Consider the following 15,272-nt stretch of genomic DNA (forward strand, 5'->3'; position numbering starts at 1 on the left):
GAAAAGAAAAAGTCCTGTCCGATATGCACCGGACAGGACCAGAATTAAATAGGACGGGCCGTCGCGGGGGAGGGCCCGCCCGTCATATTTTTAGTGACCTTCGACAGCCGCGCCAGCACCTTTCGGGATGCGGACGTTTTCAACCAGATCGTCGATCTCTTGTGGGATCGGATCGGTAGATTTCGACACAATAAAGGCAACCGCAAAGTTGATCATCGCGCCAACTGCACCGAACGAAGTCGACTTGATGGTGCCCAGCAGAGGATCAGCATCCGTGAACGAGTTGGTACCCGGGATGAAGAGCCAGCCTTTGTGCAGGAAGATGTAGACCAGAGTCACGATCAGACCTGCCAGCATACCAGCAACCGCACCTTTGTTGTTCACCTTGGTGAAGATACCCATCATTAGAGCCGGGAAGATCGACGCAGCAGCCAGACCGAATGCCAGAGCAACGGTTTGAGCAGCGAAGCCCGGAGGGTTCAGACCAAGGTAGGTCGCAACCGCGATCGCAACAGCCATCGAGACACGTGCCGACATCAGTTCGCCTTTTTCCGAGATGGTCGGGACCAAGGCGCCTTTGATAAGGTCGTGCGATACCGCCGACGAGATCGCCAGAAGCAGACCAGCAGCAGTCGACAGAGCAGCAGCCAGACCACCAGCAGCGACCAGAGCGATCACCCAGCTAGGCAGGTTTGCGATTTCAGGGTTAGCCAGAACCAGGATGTCGCGGTTGAACTTGGTCAGTTCGTTTTCGCTACCCCAGCCAGCGGCTTCCATTTCGGCAACTTTGTCAGCGTTCTTGTCGTTGAAGTACGCAATTTTACCGTCGCCGTTCTTGTCTTCCCAGTTCAAGAGACCGGTTTTCTGCCATGTGGCCATCCAGTCATACTTGTCTTCGGCTTCCATCATCTGGACCGAAACAGGGTCGCCCGACGTGCCATTTGGCCACATCAGTTCCGAGATGTTCAGACGCGCCATGGCACCAACAGCAGGAGCAGTCAGATACAGCAGAGCGATGAACACCAGCGTCCAACCTGCCGACCAGCGTGCGTCAGCAACGGTAGGTACTGTGAAGAAGCGCATGATGACGTGGGGCAAACCCGCAGTACCGATCATGAGCGACAAGGTGAACAGAACCATGTTAAGAGTATCGCTGTGGTGTGCGGTGTACTCTTTGAAGCCCAGTTCGGTTACGATCATGTCCAGTTTCGACAGGAGCGCTTCACCCGAAGCTGCGTGCTCGCCGAACAGGCCCAGAGCCGGGATCGGGTTGCCAGTCAGCTGCAGCGAGATGAAGATTGCCGGAATGGTGTAGGCAATGATCAAAACGCAGTACTGAGCAACCTGAGTGTATGTCACACCCTTCATGCCGCCGAAAACAGCGTAGGCGAAAACCACACATGCACCGATCAGCAGACCGGTTGTGTTGTCAACTTCCAGAAAGCGGCCAAACGCAACGCCAACACCTGTCATCTGGCCGATCACGTATGTGGTCGAAGCCACGATCAGACAAATAACGGCCACCAAACGTGCGGTGGGCGAGTAGAAACGGTCGCCGATGAATTCCGAAACGGTGAACTTGCCGAACTTACGCAGGTAAGGCGCAAGCATCAGGGCGAGCAGAACATAGCCGCCGGTCCAACCCATCAGGAAGGTCGAGTTATCATAGCCGGTGAAAGCGATCAGGCCGGCCATCGAGATGAACGACGCTGCTGACATCCAGTCAGCACCGGTTGCCATACCGTTGACGACAGGGTGAACACCCTGGCCAGCAGCATAGAATTCCGAAGTCGAGCCCGCGCGGGCCCATATTGCAATACCGATGTAGAGCGCAAAGCTCGCACCGATAAAGATCCAGTTGAGTACAAACTGATCCATCTGTCCCTAAATCCCTTTTATTCTTCTACGCCGTGTTCAGCGTCGAGTTTGTTCATCCGCCAAGCGTAGAAAAAGATCAGCGCCAAGAAGACCAGGATGGAACCTTGCTGGGCAAACCAGAAGCCCAGATCGGATCCGCCGACGGCAATGCCGCTCAGCATTGGACGCAGCAGAATGCCGAACCCGAAAGAAACCAGCGCCCAAATAACGAGGCTGATTTTGATGATACGCATGTTGGCTGCCCAATATGCGTTATTGGATGAGTTGTCGGCCATGATGGCTCCTCCCTCTGTTCCGTTTCCTCCGCAAAGGGATCGGCCCGGCCTGAACCGGAATCCCTTTACACCTTCCCTTTACGCGGTCGCCTTTTCGACAATCGCGCTCAGATTTCCCGCGATCGCATTGATGTCGCCCATGGCGTCAATGCGTTCGAGGCTGCTCTTGCCGTCGTAATAGGCAATAAGCGGTGCCGTCTGCGCGTGGTAAGCCTCAAGTCTACTTGCCACGGTTTCGGCGTTATCGTCGGCGCGGCGTTTCATCTCCGTGCCTCCGCATTTGTCGCAGGTGCCAGCAACGGCAGGCTGCTTGAATTCGTCGTGATACCCTTCGCCACAACCGCCACATGTGTAGCGACCGGAAATACGGGTCACCATGGCGGCATCTTCCACATCAAGGCTGATGGCGGCGTTGATCTTCTGGCTGCTTTCGGCAAGCAGAACATCCAGCGCTTCTGCCTGAACCGTGGTGCGCGGGAAGCCGTCAAGGATAACCCCCTTGGCGCAATCGTCGTCTTTCAGACGGTCGCGCAGGATGTTGATGACGATCTCGTCGCTGACCAGATCTCCGGCTTCCATCACGGCTTTGGCCGCAAGACCAGCCTCGGTGCCTGCAGCAACAGCTGCACGCAGCAAGTCTCCGGTCGACAGTTGGACGAGGCCAAATTTGTCTTCCAGCATGCGGGCTTGGGTTCCTTTCCCGGCCCCGGGGGGGCCGAGAAGGATGAGAACAGGGGCGGTGGCTTTTGCAGTATCCAGCATCAGTCCGTTACCCTTTGTTCATTCTGTTTTCGATGAGGTCATCGACGACTGCGGGTTCTGCGAGTGTTGATGTGTCACCGAGGGCGCCGAAGTCGTTTTCTGCGATTTTGCGCAGGATGCGGCGCATGATTTTGCCCGAGCGTGTTTTCGGCAGGCCGGGGGCCCACTGGATCAGGTCAGGCGATGCGATCGGACCGATTTCGGTGCGAACCCATGTGCGCAGTTCCTTGTAGAGCTCGTCTGTGGGCTCGACGCCGTTCATCAGGGTGACATAGCAGTAGATGCCCTGGCCCTTGATGTCGTGGGGATAGCCAACCACGGCGGCTTCGGCGACGGCAGCATGGGCCACCAGTGCGCTTTCGACCTCGGCTGTGCCCATACGGTGACCGGAGACGTTGATCACGTCATCGACGCGGCCCGTGATCCAGAAGTCGCCATCTTCGTCGCGACGGCAGCCGTCACCGGCAAAGTAGTAGCCTTTGTAATCCGAGAAGTAGGTTTTCTCGAACCGCCCGTGATCGCCCCAGACGGTGCGCATCTGGCTGGGCCAGCTGTCTGCGATACACAGAACGCCTTCGGTGGGATAGGTGTCGATTTCTTCGCCGGAATGCGGGTCCAGAACAACGGCCTTGACGCCAAAGAAGGGCTTCATGGCCGAGCCGGGCTTGGTCGCGTGGGCGCCGGGCAGGGGGGTCATCATGTGACCACCGGTCTCGGTCTGCCACCAGGTGTCAACGATCGGGCAGCGTCCGCCACCCACAACATCATTGTACCAGTTCCAGGCTTCGGGGTTGATCGGCTCGCCCACGGTGCCCAGCACGCGCAGATCGGAGAGATCACATTTCTCGACATACTCGTTGCCCTGACCCATCAGCGCGCGCAGCGCGGTGGGGGCGGTGTAGAACTGGTTCACCTTGTGCTTTTCGCACACCTGCCAGAACCGCGAGGCATCCGGATAGGTCGGCGTGCCTTCGAACATCAGCGTGGTGGCGCCATTGGCCAGCGGGCCATAGACGATATAGCTGTGACCGGTGACCCAGCCCACGTCAGCGGTACACCAGTAGATGTCGCCTTCGTGGTAATCAAAGGTGTATTCCTGCGTCATCGCGGCATAGACCAGATACCCGCCCGAGCAATGCACAACGCCTTTGGGCTGACCGGTCGAACCGGAGGTGTACAGAATGAACAGCGGATCTTCGGCGTTCATTTCCGCCGGCTTGGAATAATCATCCGCTTCCATCGCCAGTTCGTTGTAATCGTAATCGCGGTCCTGAACCCATGTGGTCTGGCCACCGGTGCGCTTGACCACCAGACATTTGACACTGTCTTTGGTGTGCAGCAGCGCGGCATCGGCGTTGGATTTCAGCGGGGTGTTGCGGCCGCCACGGGGCGCATAGTCGGCCGTGATGACAACCTTGGCGTCACATCCGTTGATACGGGCCGCCAGCGCGTCAGGCGAGAAGCCGGCAAACACGATCGAGTGGATCGCACCGATGCGGGCACAGGCCAGCATGGCATAGGCGGCTTCGGGGATCATCGGCAGGTAGATGACAACGCGGTCACCTTTGCGCACACCGAGATCTTCGAGAATGTTGGCCATCTTGCAGACCGAGCGGTGCAGATCTTTATAGGTGATGTGCAGGGCTTTGTCTTCGGGGCTGTCTGGCTCCCAGATGATCGCGGTCTGGTCACCGCGGGTCTCGAGGTGACGGTCAATACAGTTGGCCGCAACGTTCAGCGTGCCATCTTCAAACCATTTGATGTCAACCTTGCCCGGCTCGAAAGACGTGCTCTTGACCTTGGTAAACGGCTTGATCCAGTCAATGCGCTTGCCGTGCTCGCCCCAGAACCCATCCGGATCCGCGATCGACGCAGCATACATCTCATCATATTTCGCAGCACTAATATGCGCGCGCGACACCATCTCGGCACTAGGGGCATACGTGGGGTTTGATGTTGTTTCAGACGACATTGAGGCTCCTCCCTCTGAAAATTACAAAATGGTCGGCCACATTAAGGTGACGGAACAATGAAATATCCATCGTTGTTGAGATCATAGTTGAGACTGAAAATTTTGAAATAAGCTGCCGAAAGGTAAGGAAATTTTTGTAAAGACCTTTCCATACACCTGCGTAGGATTGTAAAGAAAATGCAGAAACTTGTAAAAATCCTAAGAAAAGCAATTGATTGAGAGTCAAACTCGATGGCCATAGGCGGGAATTTGCCGGTGTGTGGTGTAAAGACTCGGGCGGATACCCAGAATTACGGAGGTGTGACAAATCGTTGCTTCGAAATTCTGCAACTGAAAAACTTTGCCATCCGGTGACGTAAAGACAGATGAACGAATCTTAATATGTAACGACAAAGGCCCCCGACATTCGGAGGCCTTTGAAAGGGTCATGGAGATTTGTGTGTCTCAGGCGAGCAGATCAAACACATCGCCGCCGATCTGCAGGTTGATCGACGACTGTCCGCCGCCGTCCACCAGCGCCCACATGATCTGGCCCGTAGGACGATAGATCACGAACGCTTCTTCGACGTTATCATCGCCAGAGCGTTCACCGGCGGCTGTTGCGGTGTGTGTGGTGTTGACCTGGAACTGGCCAACCGTTGCGCTGCCGTTGCCGAAATGAAGGATATCTCCTTCGGCGGCGTCATAGTCCTGTATCCAGTCCGAGCCGTGATCAAAAATCCCGATGTGATAGAACCGGTCTGCACCCGCGCCACCGTTCAACAGGTCATGCCCAAAGCCGCCGTTCACAAAATCATCGCCATCGCCGCCAAAGATCTGATCCGCAAAGGCCGAACCGGTGAGGGTATCGTTGCCCGTGCCGCCGATCACGGTATCCGCGCCAAAGCCGCCTGCAATCGTGTCATTGCCCGCATCACCGCGCAGCTCGTCATTACCATAGCCACCGTCGATCCGGTCATTGCCCGCGCCCGCGTAGATCACGTCGCGCAGATCGTCTTCGCTGGTGCCGCCCAAAAGCGTGTCGTCGCCGTCACCGCCAACAAGGGTATCAACACCGTCGCCGCCCTGAATAAGGTCATTCCCGCCAGCGCCGCGCAGGACGTCGTTGCCGTCACCACCGTTCAGCGTGTCATCGCCAGACCCGCCGGCAAGCGTGTCTGCGCCAGCCGTTCCGGTTTGTTCAGATCCGCCCAAGGCTTCGATTTCGCTAAAGGCAAAGATACCGTCATTGAAGTGGAGCACCTCAACGGTGCTATCGATGAAGTCCACGCCCTCTGTCGAGGTCACTTCGACACCGTCATCCACCACGTTGACGCTGATGCTATCGCTGTTCACAGAGAACATCGCAGTGTCATACCCGTCGCCACCGATCAGGGTGTCGTCGCCGCCGGCCCCTGTGAGAACGTCGTTGCCGCCGCGACCATCAAGTCTGTTGCCCAAACCGTTGCCGATAAGAGTGTCGCCATCGTTGCGCGATCCGCGCGCGCTTTCGATATTGAACAGGGTGTGGGAAAAGAAGGTGCCGTTCCAGTTGCCCGTGGCTGTTCCCGTTTCCAGATTGACGTTAACAGCGGTGACACCTGATCGGTCATATCGGATAAGGTCATTGCCATCACGCCCGTCCACGGTGTCGCTGCCGGCTTGAAGGATAAAGCGGTCGTCATAGGCGCTGCCGATAATGGTGTCCGTTAGGATTGTGCCTGAAACTTCGATGGTCACACCCAGACCCACGCCCGTAATCGTATCGGTTCCGGTTGATCCGTGCTGGATGCTGCCCGTGGTCAGGTTGGCATTGATCGCTTCGTTGCCATAATACCCAAGGCGCACAATCCCGTCGCCACCGAGCACGTTAATGGTGTTGTTTCCACCAGAGCTGTCGAACGAGACCCAATCGTTGCTGTCTGCGCGCAATGTGAAGTTGACTACATCGTCATACTGGGTGCCGCCAATGCTGAGCCCCCACCAGTCTACGGCATTTCCAACATCAAGAATTGTGGTTGTGCCATTCGGACCCTTGTCGATGGTTCCTGTGTTTGCGGCACTGTTAATGTCGGCGGTAATGCCGCTGTTCAGGTTATAGTGGCTCAGGCCAATGCCACTGCGATAGATATCAGCAAGGTCGACGGTGTCGTTACCAGCACCAGTGTTAAGGGAATCCCAGCCTTCTGGAATATTTCGGCCCGGATTCAAGTAATCGTCGCCGTCACCGCCATTGAGATTGTCATTTCCCGATCCGCCAAAGAGATAGTCATTGCCGGAATCTCCGTTCAGAATATCGTTCCCGCCCAATCCAAAGAGGTGGGTGTCTTGGCCCGGCGCCGCATAAAGCTCATCTCCGAATGCGCCAATCCAGTTCTGGAAGGGATATTCGTCATCGTTGCCGATCTCGATGTGGCTGACTTCAACGCCATCAACCGTGACCGTGGCATTATCAAAAGAACTCTCGTCTTCAATGTTGCCCGTCAAAGACATCAAAACCGTGCCGTCGGGGTCTGTGAACGACATACCGTTCAACGCCAATCCCGGTACATTCGCGAGCGACGTAAAGTATCCGTTGATGTCGGTTGCATCTTCGATGTCCAGAACCGCCTCGAGAACTTCTCCGTAATCGGTCGGGAATGTTCCGTTGATCGTCAGGATGTAACCCTCGACGTTTAACGTGATCGACGTGTCCGTAATATGTGACGACAACAGGACGTCGCCATCATCCGCGAACTCAAAACCGGTACCCGCAAAGGACGACAGGTCAGTGATCAACTGCGCACGTTCTGCATTCGAGAGAGTATCAAGAGTGCCAAGGCGCGCGTCGATGCTCAGGATATCGGAAAAATCGCTCATTGTGGTGGGCAGATCACCAAAGAAGGTCAGCGACTGGTTTCCGGAAGCGATGGTATACCCGTCGGTGCCCGCCGTCAGCGTCGCGAACGTAATGTTCGGACCGCCGGCATATGCCGGACCTTCGAGAATGATCTGCGAAAAGGCCCCCGAGGCAAGCCCGCCTTCAATGGCATTGGCAAGGTCCTCAATGCTGCTGACGGGATCGATCCCCGTGCCGGTCATCGTCATACGGTGACCTGTGGCAGCGTCAGCAATTATGATTTCATTCGAGGCAAGTGAGACCAGTTGAAAATCTGGACTGACATTATCCATGTGATTGACGGCAGATTCATGATCGAACGTCACGCTCTGCAAGGCGAGTTCACCGGTATAGCTACCTGCTAGAAACTCAAGAATATATGAAAAATCCGAATTTAGATTGAGCGTAATCATGTTTGTCCCGCAGCCTTTATTTTTGTCTAATTGCATTAATAAGAGACAAAAGGTTAACGATTGTAAATCGAATTCGTTCGTGGAAAGCATAGGCATGCCATCGTTTTGCACGCCTGTTTTGGTTCTTTTGCTGGTCGTATTCGGGAACACATCGGCGTCAAAAGCCGACGTGGTATGGACCTATGATGTGTTCCTGCGCTCGGACGAACAGGCCCATGTACCTGCGGCGCTGGAACACGCGATCAATTCCTTTGTTGGCGTGGGCGGATCTTCTGTGGCTTCGCAAATTCCCAGCGATTTCCTGACACGTTCGCGCAGTGCATCGTCGTCTTCGTCCGGATCTACCCGGGTGACCTATACCCAATCGCGATCGCGCCGGTTCGGAGGGCGGGTTACGGCCGCTGCCGCCTTGTCTGGTCCTCTTTCTTTTGAAGGGTCCGGTTTGTTGGCTTATGGCCAATCAAACTATGAACTGCCGAATGGGGCAGGCGTGCACATTCAGGGCATTGATATCCGGTTTCGCACAGTCAGCGCGGAACTTGACGCGGCACTGTCGTATCAGGCGACGCTGTTTGGGTCCGTTCCCCTCAAATTGTCGGCGGGGGCAGGGGTGTTTCACGCCCATACAAAGACCAGCGTCGATTCTCCGATCCTGCGGATACGCGAAAGCAATCGTGATACCATTCCGTTTGCCGTGATGCGCTTTGGCGTTCGCTTGCCGGACCGCTTCGGCCTCGATGTGGGCGCTGTTCTGGAAATACGCAACTATGCCGATTTCGGGCCAACGGCCGCCTTTGAAATCAATATGCGCTTCTGATCGCTGCAAAGTCTGGCTAGGGTTCCGCCAGATGCCGCTTTTTTGCAGGAGAAACCGCCGTGGTTGCGCATACTGACAGCTTTTATGCCTCTCTTTTGCCGGAAAGGGCGTTATACGCCGACCCTGTTCCCAAATCCGTTGATGTCGTTGTTCTTGGTGGTGGCCTTGCGGGGCTGAGCACGGCTGTGGCAGCGATCGAACGCGGCTTGTCTGTGGTGCTTTGTGACAGTCATCGCGTCGGATGGGGCGCTTCAGGGCGCAATGGCGGGTTTGTCCTGCCTGGCTTTGCCGAGAGCACCTCGACGCTTGTCAAACAGTTGGGACAGGAGCACGGAAAAGCCCTTCATGATCTATCGCGCGAAGGATGCGCATGGGTGGAAGGACGCATTGCACAGGCGGGCACAAAAGACCTGGTCTGGGGCAAGGGGGCGCTCACGTTGGTGCGCCACAAGATGTCGCGCAAAGACATCGATGCAGACCTCGAAGCCGAGGTCGCACTAGGCGACCCGGTCACCTACTTGGATCAGTCAGCATTGCAAGACCATGTCAGATCCGACCTTTACCACGGCGGCTTTCTAAGTCAGGAAGGCATTCATATCAATCCGTTGGCCTATGTCGAAGTGCTTGCGACGCAAGCCAGACAGGCCGGTGTTGTTGTGTTGGAAAACACGGAAATATCGGATGTTAGCAAACAGGGCGGCGGCTTGCGGGTGCGTGCCGGTGCGGCAGAGATCGCCGCGCGCCACGTTGTCTTTTGCGGGTCCGGATACCAAACGGGGGGCGGCGGGGCCGTAAAGCGGGCTGTTCTTCCGGTGGCCACATATATGTGCGCCACCCAAAGCATGCCGGACACATTGACGTCTTTCTTGTCCTTTGCGGGCTGTTTGTCAGACACGCGGCGGGCAGGGGATTATTACCGGCGGGGGCCTGATGACCGGTTGCTTTGGGGCGGGCGGATCACGACAAGGCGCTCACATCCCGCGAACCTCAGCGCCAGTCTACGCAATGATATTGCGCATGTGTTCCCCGACCTGAACAACGTTCCGATTGACTATACTTGGATGGGGCTCATGGGATATTGCGTTCACAAAATGCCGTTGATCTGTGATCTGGGCGATGGGCTTTGGGCCAATACAGGTTTTGGCGGGCACGGGTTAAACACAACCGCAATTGGCGGGCAGATCATCGCGGAAGCGATCTCAAAAGAAACGGATCGCATCAGGTTGTTCGAGCCGTTCAAAGCACGCTGGGGCGGTGGCGCATTGGGCAAAGTTGCTACTCAGTTGATTTATTGGCGCATGAGGGCTCAGGATAAAGTGTCGGAATTGGTTTGATTTCAGAGGCTTGTGATGAGAATGATATGTGACTAATGCCCTTGGTTGCCATCGCCTGATCCATAAACGTTCAGTGACCTTTTAGGGTCTTGAAACAAGGGCCTGATATCCAGCTCTTTGCTGCGCAGAATGCCCTTTGCGATGTGCGGTGGATGGCCAACAAAAACGCTGGCCCAAAGGGGGATCAGCGTATCCGGTTTCATCTGGGTGACACCGTCGAATGATTGCAGTATTGGTCTCGAATGACGCATGAAAACAAACTCGATTGGCACGCAAAACTGAGCGTCGCGCCCATGATGGACTGGACGGACCGTCATTGCCGGTACTTGCACCGGCTGATGTCGCGCAACACGTTACTTTATACCGAAATGGTCACATCTCCGGCGCTGGTGCGCGGGGGGGCGTTGCATTTGCTCAAGTACCATCCGTCCGAACATCCCGTGGCCTTGCAGTTGGGTGGATCGGACCCTGTCGAGTTGGCTGAAGCCTCCAGTATCGGAGCAGAGGCATGCTATGACGAGATCAACCTGAATGTGGGCTGTCCTTCGGATCGGGTGCAATCGGGCACGTTTGGGGCCGTTTTGATGAAGCAGCCTGATCTGGTGGCGCAGTGTTGTGCCAAGATGATGGAAGCCAGCCCTGTCGAGGTCACGGTCAAATGCCGGATTGGCGTCGATGATCAGGATCCCGAAACGGTATTGCCCGATTTCCTCGAACGGGTGAGCGCCGTAGGCGTGACGCGGTTTTCGGTCCATGCGCGCAAGGCGTGGCTTCAGGGGCTGAGCCCGAAGGAAAATCGCGATATCCCGCCACTGGATTATGATCTGGTCTATCGGATGAAGGAACGGTTTCCACATCTGCATCTGTCGATTAACGGCGGCATCCAGACACTGCAAGAGGCGCAGGATCACCTTGCCCGGGGTCTCGATGGTGTGATGATTGGGCGCGCGGCCTATCATAATCCTCTGGACGTTTTGGGCGACGCGGATCGTCTGATCTATAAAGATGACCATTCAATCAGCGGAGATGTGGTCGTGCACCGTATGTTGCCCTATATCCAGTCCCATCTGGATGAAGGTGGAAAACTGGCGCAGGTGACCCGTCATATGTTGGGATTGTTTGCGGGCAAACCGGGCGCACGTATGTGGCGCCGCGTTCTGTCGGAAGGGGCCCATCGTCCGGAGGCAGGCACCGCGCTGGTGCTCGAAGCTTTGTCGCATGTGACAGACAACCAACAGGCGGCAGGAGAGTAAAATGCCAGAATTTTCAGCGATTTGGCCGATGGCCTTGATGTTGATGGCGATCGGAGGATTTGCCGGCGTGCTGGCAGGTTTGCTGGGCGTTGGCGGCGGGATTGTTCTTGTTCCTGCGTTTTTCTATGCGTTTGCATCGTTGGGGTATGAGGGGCCGCAGTTGATGCAGGTCTGTTTGGCCACTTCGTTGGCCACGATCATTGTTACCTCGATCCGGTCTGTCCTGAGCCACAACAAAAAGGGCGCGGTCGATTGGGACATTCTCAAGACTTGGGCGCCCGGAATCGCCATTGGTGCCATTCTTGGCATGATGGTGGCGTCTTCTCTGCGTTCGACCACGCTTCAGGGGATTTTCGGCTGCCTCGCGATTGTGATCGGCCTTTATATGGGGTTCGGCCGCTCTGAATGGAGACTTGGCCAAGCCATGCCCAAGGGCATCCTGCGAGCGGTCCTCAGCCCGGTAGTCGGGTTTCTTTCCGTGCTCATGGGGATTGGCGGAGGAAGCTTCGGCGTGCCCCTGATGAGCCTTTACAACACGCCCATTCACCGCGCAGTTGCCACGGCGGCGGGCTTTGGCGTGATTATCGCGGTGCCTTCCGTTGCGGGCTTTTTGCTGGTCGAAATTGATCCGGCAACGCGTCCGCCCTTTACGGTGGGGGCTGTCAACGTGCCTGCGTTCCTTCTGGTGATTGCGATGACTTTGACCACTGCGCCACTGGGCGTGAAACTTGCCCATGCGATGGACCCCAAACCCCTCAAAAGGGTCTTTGCGGTGTTCTTGACACTGGTTGCGGTGAACATGCTGCGCAAAGCCTTGGGATGGTAAGCGGGTTTTCTGAAACCGGATGGCTCAAACTGCCGTTTGATGCGGATATCCTGTCTTGGGTCACAAGTGTTTTGCCCGCAGCCCGAGCGTCAATGAGCGACCCGAAGCTGGCCCATTGGTGGGACTGCGAGGATACTTGGTTTGTCGGGGTTGATGCGCTGCCCAATGATGCGCGCGGGGCCGTCGGAGAAGGCCCTGCACTTGAAGGCGCCTCGATTGATATTGTGCGTGCGCTGTTTCGCGAATGGCCGCCACTTCACAAAGCCCAAGTCTCTGTCACACGACCGGGCTATCCCCGTCCGCGCCGCGGCGAAAGCGAGGCTGCTTTTGGCTATCGGTTGAATCGGGCGGCTGCGCATGTTGACGGGTTGAAACCCGCTGGACCACCGCGCACCCGCCATATTGACGAACCGCATGCCTTTATTCTGGGGGTGCCGTTGACCGAAAGCCATCCGCAAGCGGCGCCCTTGGTGATCTGGGAGGGCAGCCATGTGATCATGGGGCAGGCGCTTCGGAATTTGCTGTGTCAGGTCGATCCGGAAGACGTTTCCAAAGTTGACGTGACCGAAGTCTATGCCGAGGCGCGCAAACGGGTGTTCAACGACTGCCCACGCATCACGGTGCAGGCAAAGCCGGGCGAGATCACGGTTTTGCACCGCCATCTGTTGCATGGCGTTGATCCTTGGCCTGATGGCGTGCCCGGGTCGGAGCGTATGATTGCCTATTTCCGTCCCGAATGCACAGGCGGCGTTGCCGACTGGCTGGCGCAGGACTAGACCCTAGCGCGCCGTGCGGGCCGCCCGGCCACCACGGCGTTTTCGCAGAAGGGGCGCGCGGGCGGGCAGGTCATCCATAACTGCGGTGCGTGCCTCTGGGGACATTTTTGACCAGCTGGTGATTTCATCGATACTGCGCAGGCACCCTGTGCAAATCCGCTCTTCTGGATGGATAACGCAGATCTGAATGCAGGGGCTTTCGATCTCGTTGCGTTTCCAAACTTTGTCTTTTTCTGTTTTGTCAGCCATCAGGTCGCGCTCCTCAGGTGCTGCAAACGATCCAGCACACCTTGAAGGATATACGATGCCGCAACATGGTCGATAACCTCTGCGCGACGTTTGCGTGTCGTATCCGCCTCTAAAAGCGCGCGTTCGGCGGCAACTGTCGACAGGCGTTCATCCCAGAAGGTGATCGGAATCGCGGTCAGCTGAGCAAGATTGCGCGCAAAGGCGCGTGTCGACTGGCATCGCGGCCCTTCAGAGCCGTCCATGTTGCGCGGCAGGCCAAGAACAATGACACCGATGCTGCGATGATCAATGATTTCCAACAGACGGGCCGCATCCACACCAAATTTCTTGCGTTTGACGGTCTCGAGCGGTGTGGCCACGGATTGGAAGCTGTCTGAAACCGCAACCCCGATGGTTTTGGTGCCAAGATCCAGCCCCATAATGGCCTGCATCCGGGGAAGCGCATCCCCGAGGTCATCAATGCTGTCATAAATGTGGATCATTGCGAAAGACCGGCCTGTTGAGCGCCGCTTGTCACAATGGCCAGTGCTTCCGGATTGCCGGCAAATCGGCTCTGGGCTTCTTCCCAGATGGCCTGTGCCTGATCAAGATCTCCAAGGACACCCAAGGCGCCGATCAAACGGGCCCATTCCTGCGGGCTTCCGCCTTCGGTGGCCAAACGATCAGACAGGCGCGTGACCATGCCACGGATCATCTCTTGCTGGTCTTCTGTGCTCATCTCCTGAGCCGCCTGCATATCTTCTGCACTTGGACCGCTCAGACCCTGACCTGTAACAGGCGCCTGCGGTGGCAATTCGTATTCAACACCAGACAGCCACGCCAGTTCCTGAATGCGGGACCGGATCGGGGCCACCCATGGATCATTGGGTGCGCTTTCATTCAGAAGATTGCTCCAAAGACGGAAAGCCAGATCGGGGCGGCCGTTCTGGATCAGCATCAAACCCCAGTAATAGCGGCCAAGCTTATCCGACGGCTCAATCCGCAAAGCCGCACGCAACGCGGTTTCGGCCTCGGGAGAGACATAGCCTTCGGCCGCTGCAATATAGAGTTCGGCAAGGAACATGTGATCGTCCAGCGTTGCCTGGCCCGCCTTGAGGCGCACAACATTGCTCTGTGCCACATAGGCCCGCTTTACGTTGCCAAGATTGGCTTCGTTTCTGGCCAGCAAGGTCTGGCCTTGCAGGTCATCAGGCCGGTCCTTGACGGTCTGGCGCAGCTTTTCGATCAACGCACCATATTCTCCGTCAGGTTCACTTGCGGGGCGAACCGGTAGCTTGTCTTCGTATTCGGCTTGCGACAGGCGGGTCGCGTGTCTTTCAGTTGCATCATCGATGCGCTGTTGCAGGGGCATGTCATCATACCCCGGTGCCCCGAGCTGAGCATAAAGGGCTGCGGTTCCCCCGACGAGAACAACCCCCATCAAAACCGCAACAACCCGGCCTGCCATCACGGGCTGGCCTCCGGTGTCTCCGCCTTCTTGAAGCTGTGCATCGGCCGCCAGAATGCGCCGCGAGATTTCGGTGCGGATCCGTTCGGCATCTTCTGCGTTGATCACACCACGAGAGAGATCCTTTTCAACCTCTTTCAGCTGGTCCTGATACACACGCAAATCATATGCAGCGGGAGATTCCTCACCGGTGCGCCCCTTAAACAGAGCGACGGCAAAAAGGCCCGCAATCATCAAAGCTCCGGCGATTGCCACGATCCAGAATATCATTTTGCCTCCAGCTTCAGGTTCCCTTCATCTAATGCGCCACGGCCTCGGGAAAAAGGGTAAATCGTTTACGACAGCACGTATGTCGCAACCAGCCAGCAAACCGCCGGTTTGAATGAGGTGAAATTCGTCCTGATTCTGCATTA

At 56.6% G+C, this 15,272-nt stretch carries 13 protein-coding genes; 5 read left to right on the forward strand and 8 right to left on the reverse strand.

Annotated elements, in window-relative coordinates; genetic code table 11:
• Window positions 1–90: 90 nt before the first annotated feature.
• The 5 genes from PH7735_RS12565 to PH7735_RS21030 all read right to left on the reverse strand — a co-directional run bounded on the left by PH7735_RS12565 (window position 91) and on the right by PH7735_RS21030 (window position 8,157).
• Window positions 91–1,878: a sodium:solute symporter family protein gene (locus PH7735_RS12565; RefSeq protein ID WP_058311710.1), complete on the reverse strand. Its 1,788-nt coding sequence runs from the start codon at window positions 1,876–1,878 to the stop codon at window positions 91–93.
• Window positions 1,879–1,895: 17 nt separating this feature from the next.
• Window positions 1,896–2,153: a DUF4212 domain-containing protein gene (locus tag PH7735_RS12570; RefSeq protein WP_058311711.1), complete on the reverse strand. Its 258-nt coding sequence runs from the start codon at window positions 2,151–2,153 to the stop codon at window positions 1,896–1,898.
• 78 nt (window positions 2,154–2,231) lie between these two features.
• Window positions 2,232–2,915 (reverse strand): adenylate kinase, encoded by a 684-nt coding sequence (locus PH7735_RS12575; RefSeq protein WP_370737386.1) that lies wholly within the window; start codon window positions 2,913–2,915, stop codon window positions 2,232–2,234.
• 7 nt (window positions 2,916–2,922) lie between these two features.
• Window positions 2,923–4,887, reverse strand: coding sequence for an acetate--CoA ligase (acs, locus tag PH7735_RS12580; protein ID WP_058311712.1), 1,965 nt, complete (start codon window positions 4,885–4,887; stop codon window positions 2,923–2,925).
• 444 nt (window positions 4,888–5,331) lie between these two features.
• Window positions 5,332–8,157 carry a calcium-binding protein gene (locus tag PH7735_RS21030; RefSeq protein WP_058311713.1) on the reverse strand — a complete coding sequence of 942 codons (2,826 nt, stop codon included), beginning with the start codon at window positions 8,155–8,157 and terminating at the stop codon, window positions 5,332–5,334.
• Between the two features lie 94 nt (window positions 8,158–8,251).
• Between PH7735_RS21030 and PH7735_RS12590 the strand changes: the two genes are divergently transcribed.
• The 5 genes from PH7735_RS12590 (at window position 8,252) to PH7735_RS12610 (ending at window position 13,163) form a co-directional block, all read left to right on the forward strand.
• Complete coding sequence (locus PH7735_RS12590; RefSeq protein WP_058311714.1) at window positions 8,252–8,974, forward strand: hypothetical protein; 723 nt, start codon at window positions 8,252–8,254, stop codon at window positions 8,972–8,974.
• Between the two features lie 59 nt (window positions 8,975–9,033).
• Window positions 9,034–10,308 carry an NAD(P)/FAD-dependent oxidoreductase gene (locus tag PH7735_RS12595; RefSeq protein WP_058311715.1) on the forward strand — a complete coding sequence of 425 codons (1,275 nt, stop codon included), beginning with the start codon at window positions 9,034–9,036 and terminating at the stop codon, window positions 10,306–10,308.
• A 242-nt stretch (window positions 10,309–10,550) separates the two neighbouring features.
• The gene (dusA, locus tag PH7735_RS12600) at window positions 10,551–11,561 is read left to right on the forward strand and encodes a tRNA dihydrouridine(20/20a) synthase DusA (protein ID WP_058311716.1); all 1,011 of its coding nucleotides are present in this window, start codon (window positions 10,551–10,553) and stop codon (window positions 11,559–11,561) included.
• Window position 11,562: 1 nt separating this feature from the next.
• Window positions 11,563–12,387 carry a sulfite exporter TauE/SafE family protein gene (locus PH7735_RS12605; protein WP_058311717.1) on the forward strand — a complete coding sequence of 275 codons (825 nt, stop codon included), beginning with the start codon at window positions 11,563–11,565 and terminating at the stop codon, window positions 12,385–12,387.
• Window positions 12,381–13,163 carry a hypothetical protein gene (locus PH7735_RS12610; protein ID WP_058311718.1) on the forward strand — a complete coding sequence of 261 codons (783 nt, stop codon included), beginning with the start codon at window positions 12,381–12,383 and terminating at the stop codon, window positions 13,161–13,163. The genes PH7735_RS12605 and PH7735_RS12610 overlap by 7 nt, the downstream gene beginning before the upstream one ends.
• Window positions 13,164–13,166: 3 nt before the next feature.
• On the opposite strand, the gene PH7735_RS12615 is transcribed toward PH7735_RS12610, so the two are convergent.
• From PH7735_RS12615 to ccmI, 3 genes are read right to left on the reverse strand one after another with little or no spacing between them, the layout of a single operon-like run.
• Complete coding sequence (locus PH7735_RS12615; protein ID WP_058311719.1) at window positions 13,167–13,412, reverse strand: DUF1289 domain-containing protein; 246 nt, start codon at window positions 13,410–13,412, stop codon at window positions 13,167–13,169.
• Window positions 13,412–13,894: a Holliday junction resolvase RuvX gene (gene ruvX / locus PH7735_RS12620; protein WP_058311720.1), complete on the reverse strand. Its 483-nt coding sequence runs from the start codon at window positions 13,892–13,894 to the stop codon at window positions 13,412–13,414. The genes PH7735_RS12615 and ruvX overlap by 1 nt, the downstream gene beginning before the upstream one ends.
• The gene (gene ccmI, locus PH7735_RS12625) at window positions 13,891–15,129 is read right to left on the reverse strand and encodes a c-type cytochrome biogenesis protein CcmI (RefSeq protein WP_058311721.1); all 1,239 of its coding nucleotides are present in this window, start codon (window positions 15,127–15,129) and stop codon (window positions 13,891–13,893) included. Before ccmI ends, ruvX begins: the two co-directional genes overlap by 4 nt.
• Window positions 15,130–15,272: the final 143 nt, after the last annotated feature.

The sequence above is a fragment of the Shimia thalassica genome (assembly GCF_001458215.1).
Classification (GTDB): Bacteria; Pseudomonadota; Alphaproteobacteria; order Rhodobacterales; family Rhodobacteraceae; genus Shimia; species Shimia thalassica.

Excerpts from the sequence above, each read along its gene's own strand:
- ruvX (WP_058311720.1), bottom strand. The coding sequence starts at position 13,894 with ATGATCCACATTTATGACAGCATTGATGACCTCGGGGATGCGCTTCCC.
- PH7735_RS12570 (WP_058311711.1), bottom strand. The coding sequence starts at position 2,153 with ATGGCCGACAACTCATCCAATAACGCATATTGGGCAGCCAACATGCGT.
- PH7735_RS12575 (WP_370737386.1), bottom strand. The coding sequence starts at position 2,915 with ATGCTGGATACTGCAAAAGCCACCGCCCCTGTTCTCATCCTTCTCGGC.
- PH7735_RS12610 (WP_058311718.1), top strand. The coding sequence starts at position 12,381 with ATGGTAAGCGGGTTTTCTGAAACCGGATGGCTCAAACTGCCGTTTGAT.
- PH7735_RS21030 (WP_058311713.1), bottom strand. The coding sequence starts at position 8,157 with ATGATTACGCTCAATCTAAATTCGGATTTTTCATATATTCTTGAGTTT.
- dusA (WP_058311716.1), top strand. The coding sequence starts at position 10,551 with ATGACGCATGAAAACAAACTCGATTGGCACGCAAAACTGAGCGTCGCG.
- ccmI (WP_058311721.1), bottom strand. The coding sequence starts at position 15,129 with ATGATATTCTGGATCGTGGCAATCGCCGGAGCTTTGATGATTGCGGGC.
- acs (WP_058311712.1), bottom strand. The coding sequence starts at position 4,887 with ATGTCGTCTGAAACAACATCAAACCCCACGTATGCCCCTAGTGCCGAG.
- PH7735_RS12605 (WP_058311717.1), top strand. The coding sequence starts at position 11,563 with ATGCCAGAATTTTCAGCGATTTGGCCGATGGCCTTGATGTTGATGGCG.
- PH7735_RS12565 (WP_058311710.1), bottom strand. The coding sequence starts at position 1,878 with ATGGATCAGTTTGTACTCAACTGGATCTTTATCGGTGCGAGCTTTGCG.
- PH7735_RS12590 (WP_058311714.1), top strand. The coding sequence starts at position 8,252 with ATGCCATCGTTTTGCACGCCTGTTTTGGTTCTTTTGCTGGTCGTATTC.
- PH7735_RS12615 (WP_058311719.1), bottom strand. The coding sequence starts at position 13,412 with ATGGCTGACAAAACAGAAAAAGACAAAGTTTGGAAACGCAACGAGATC.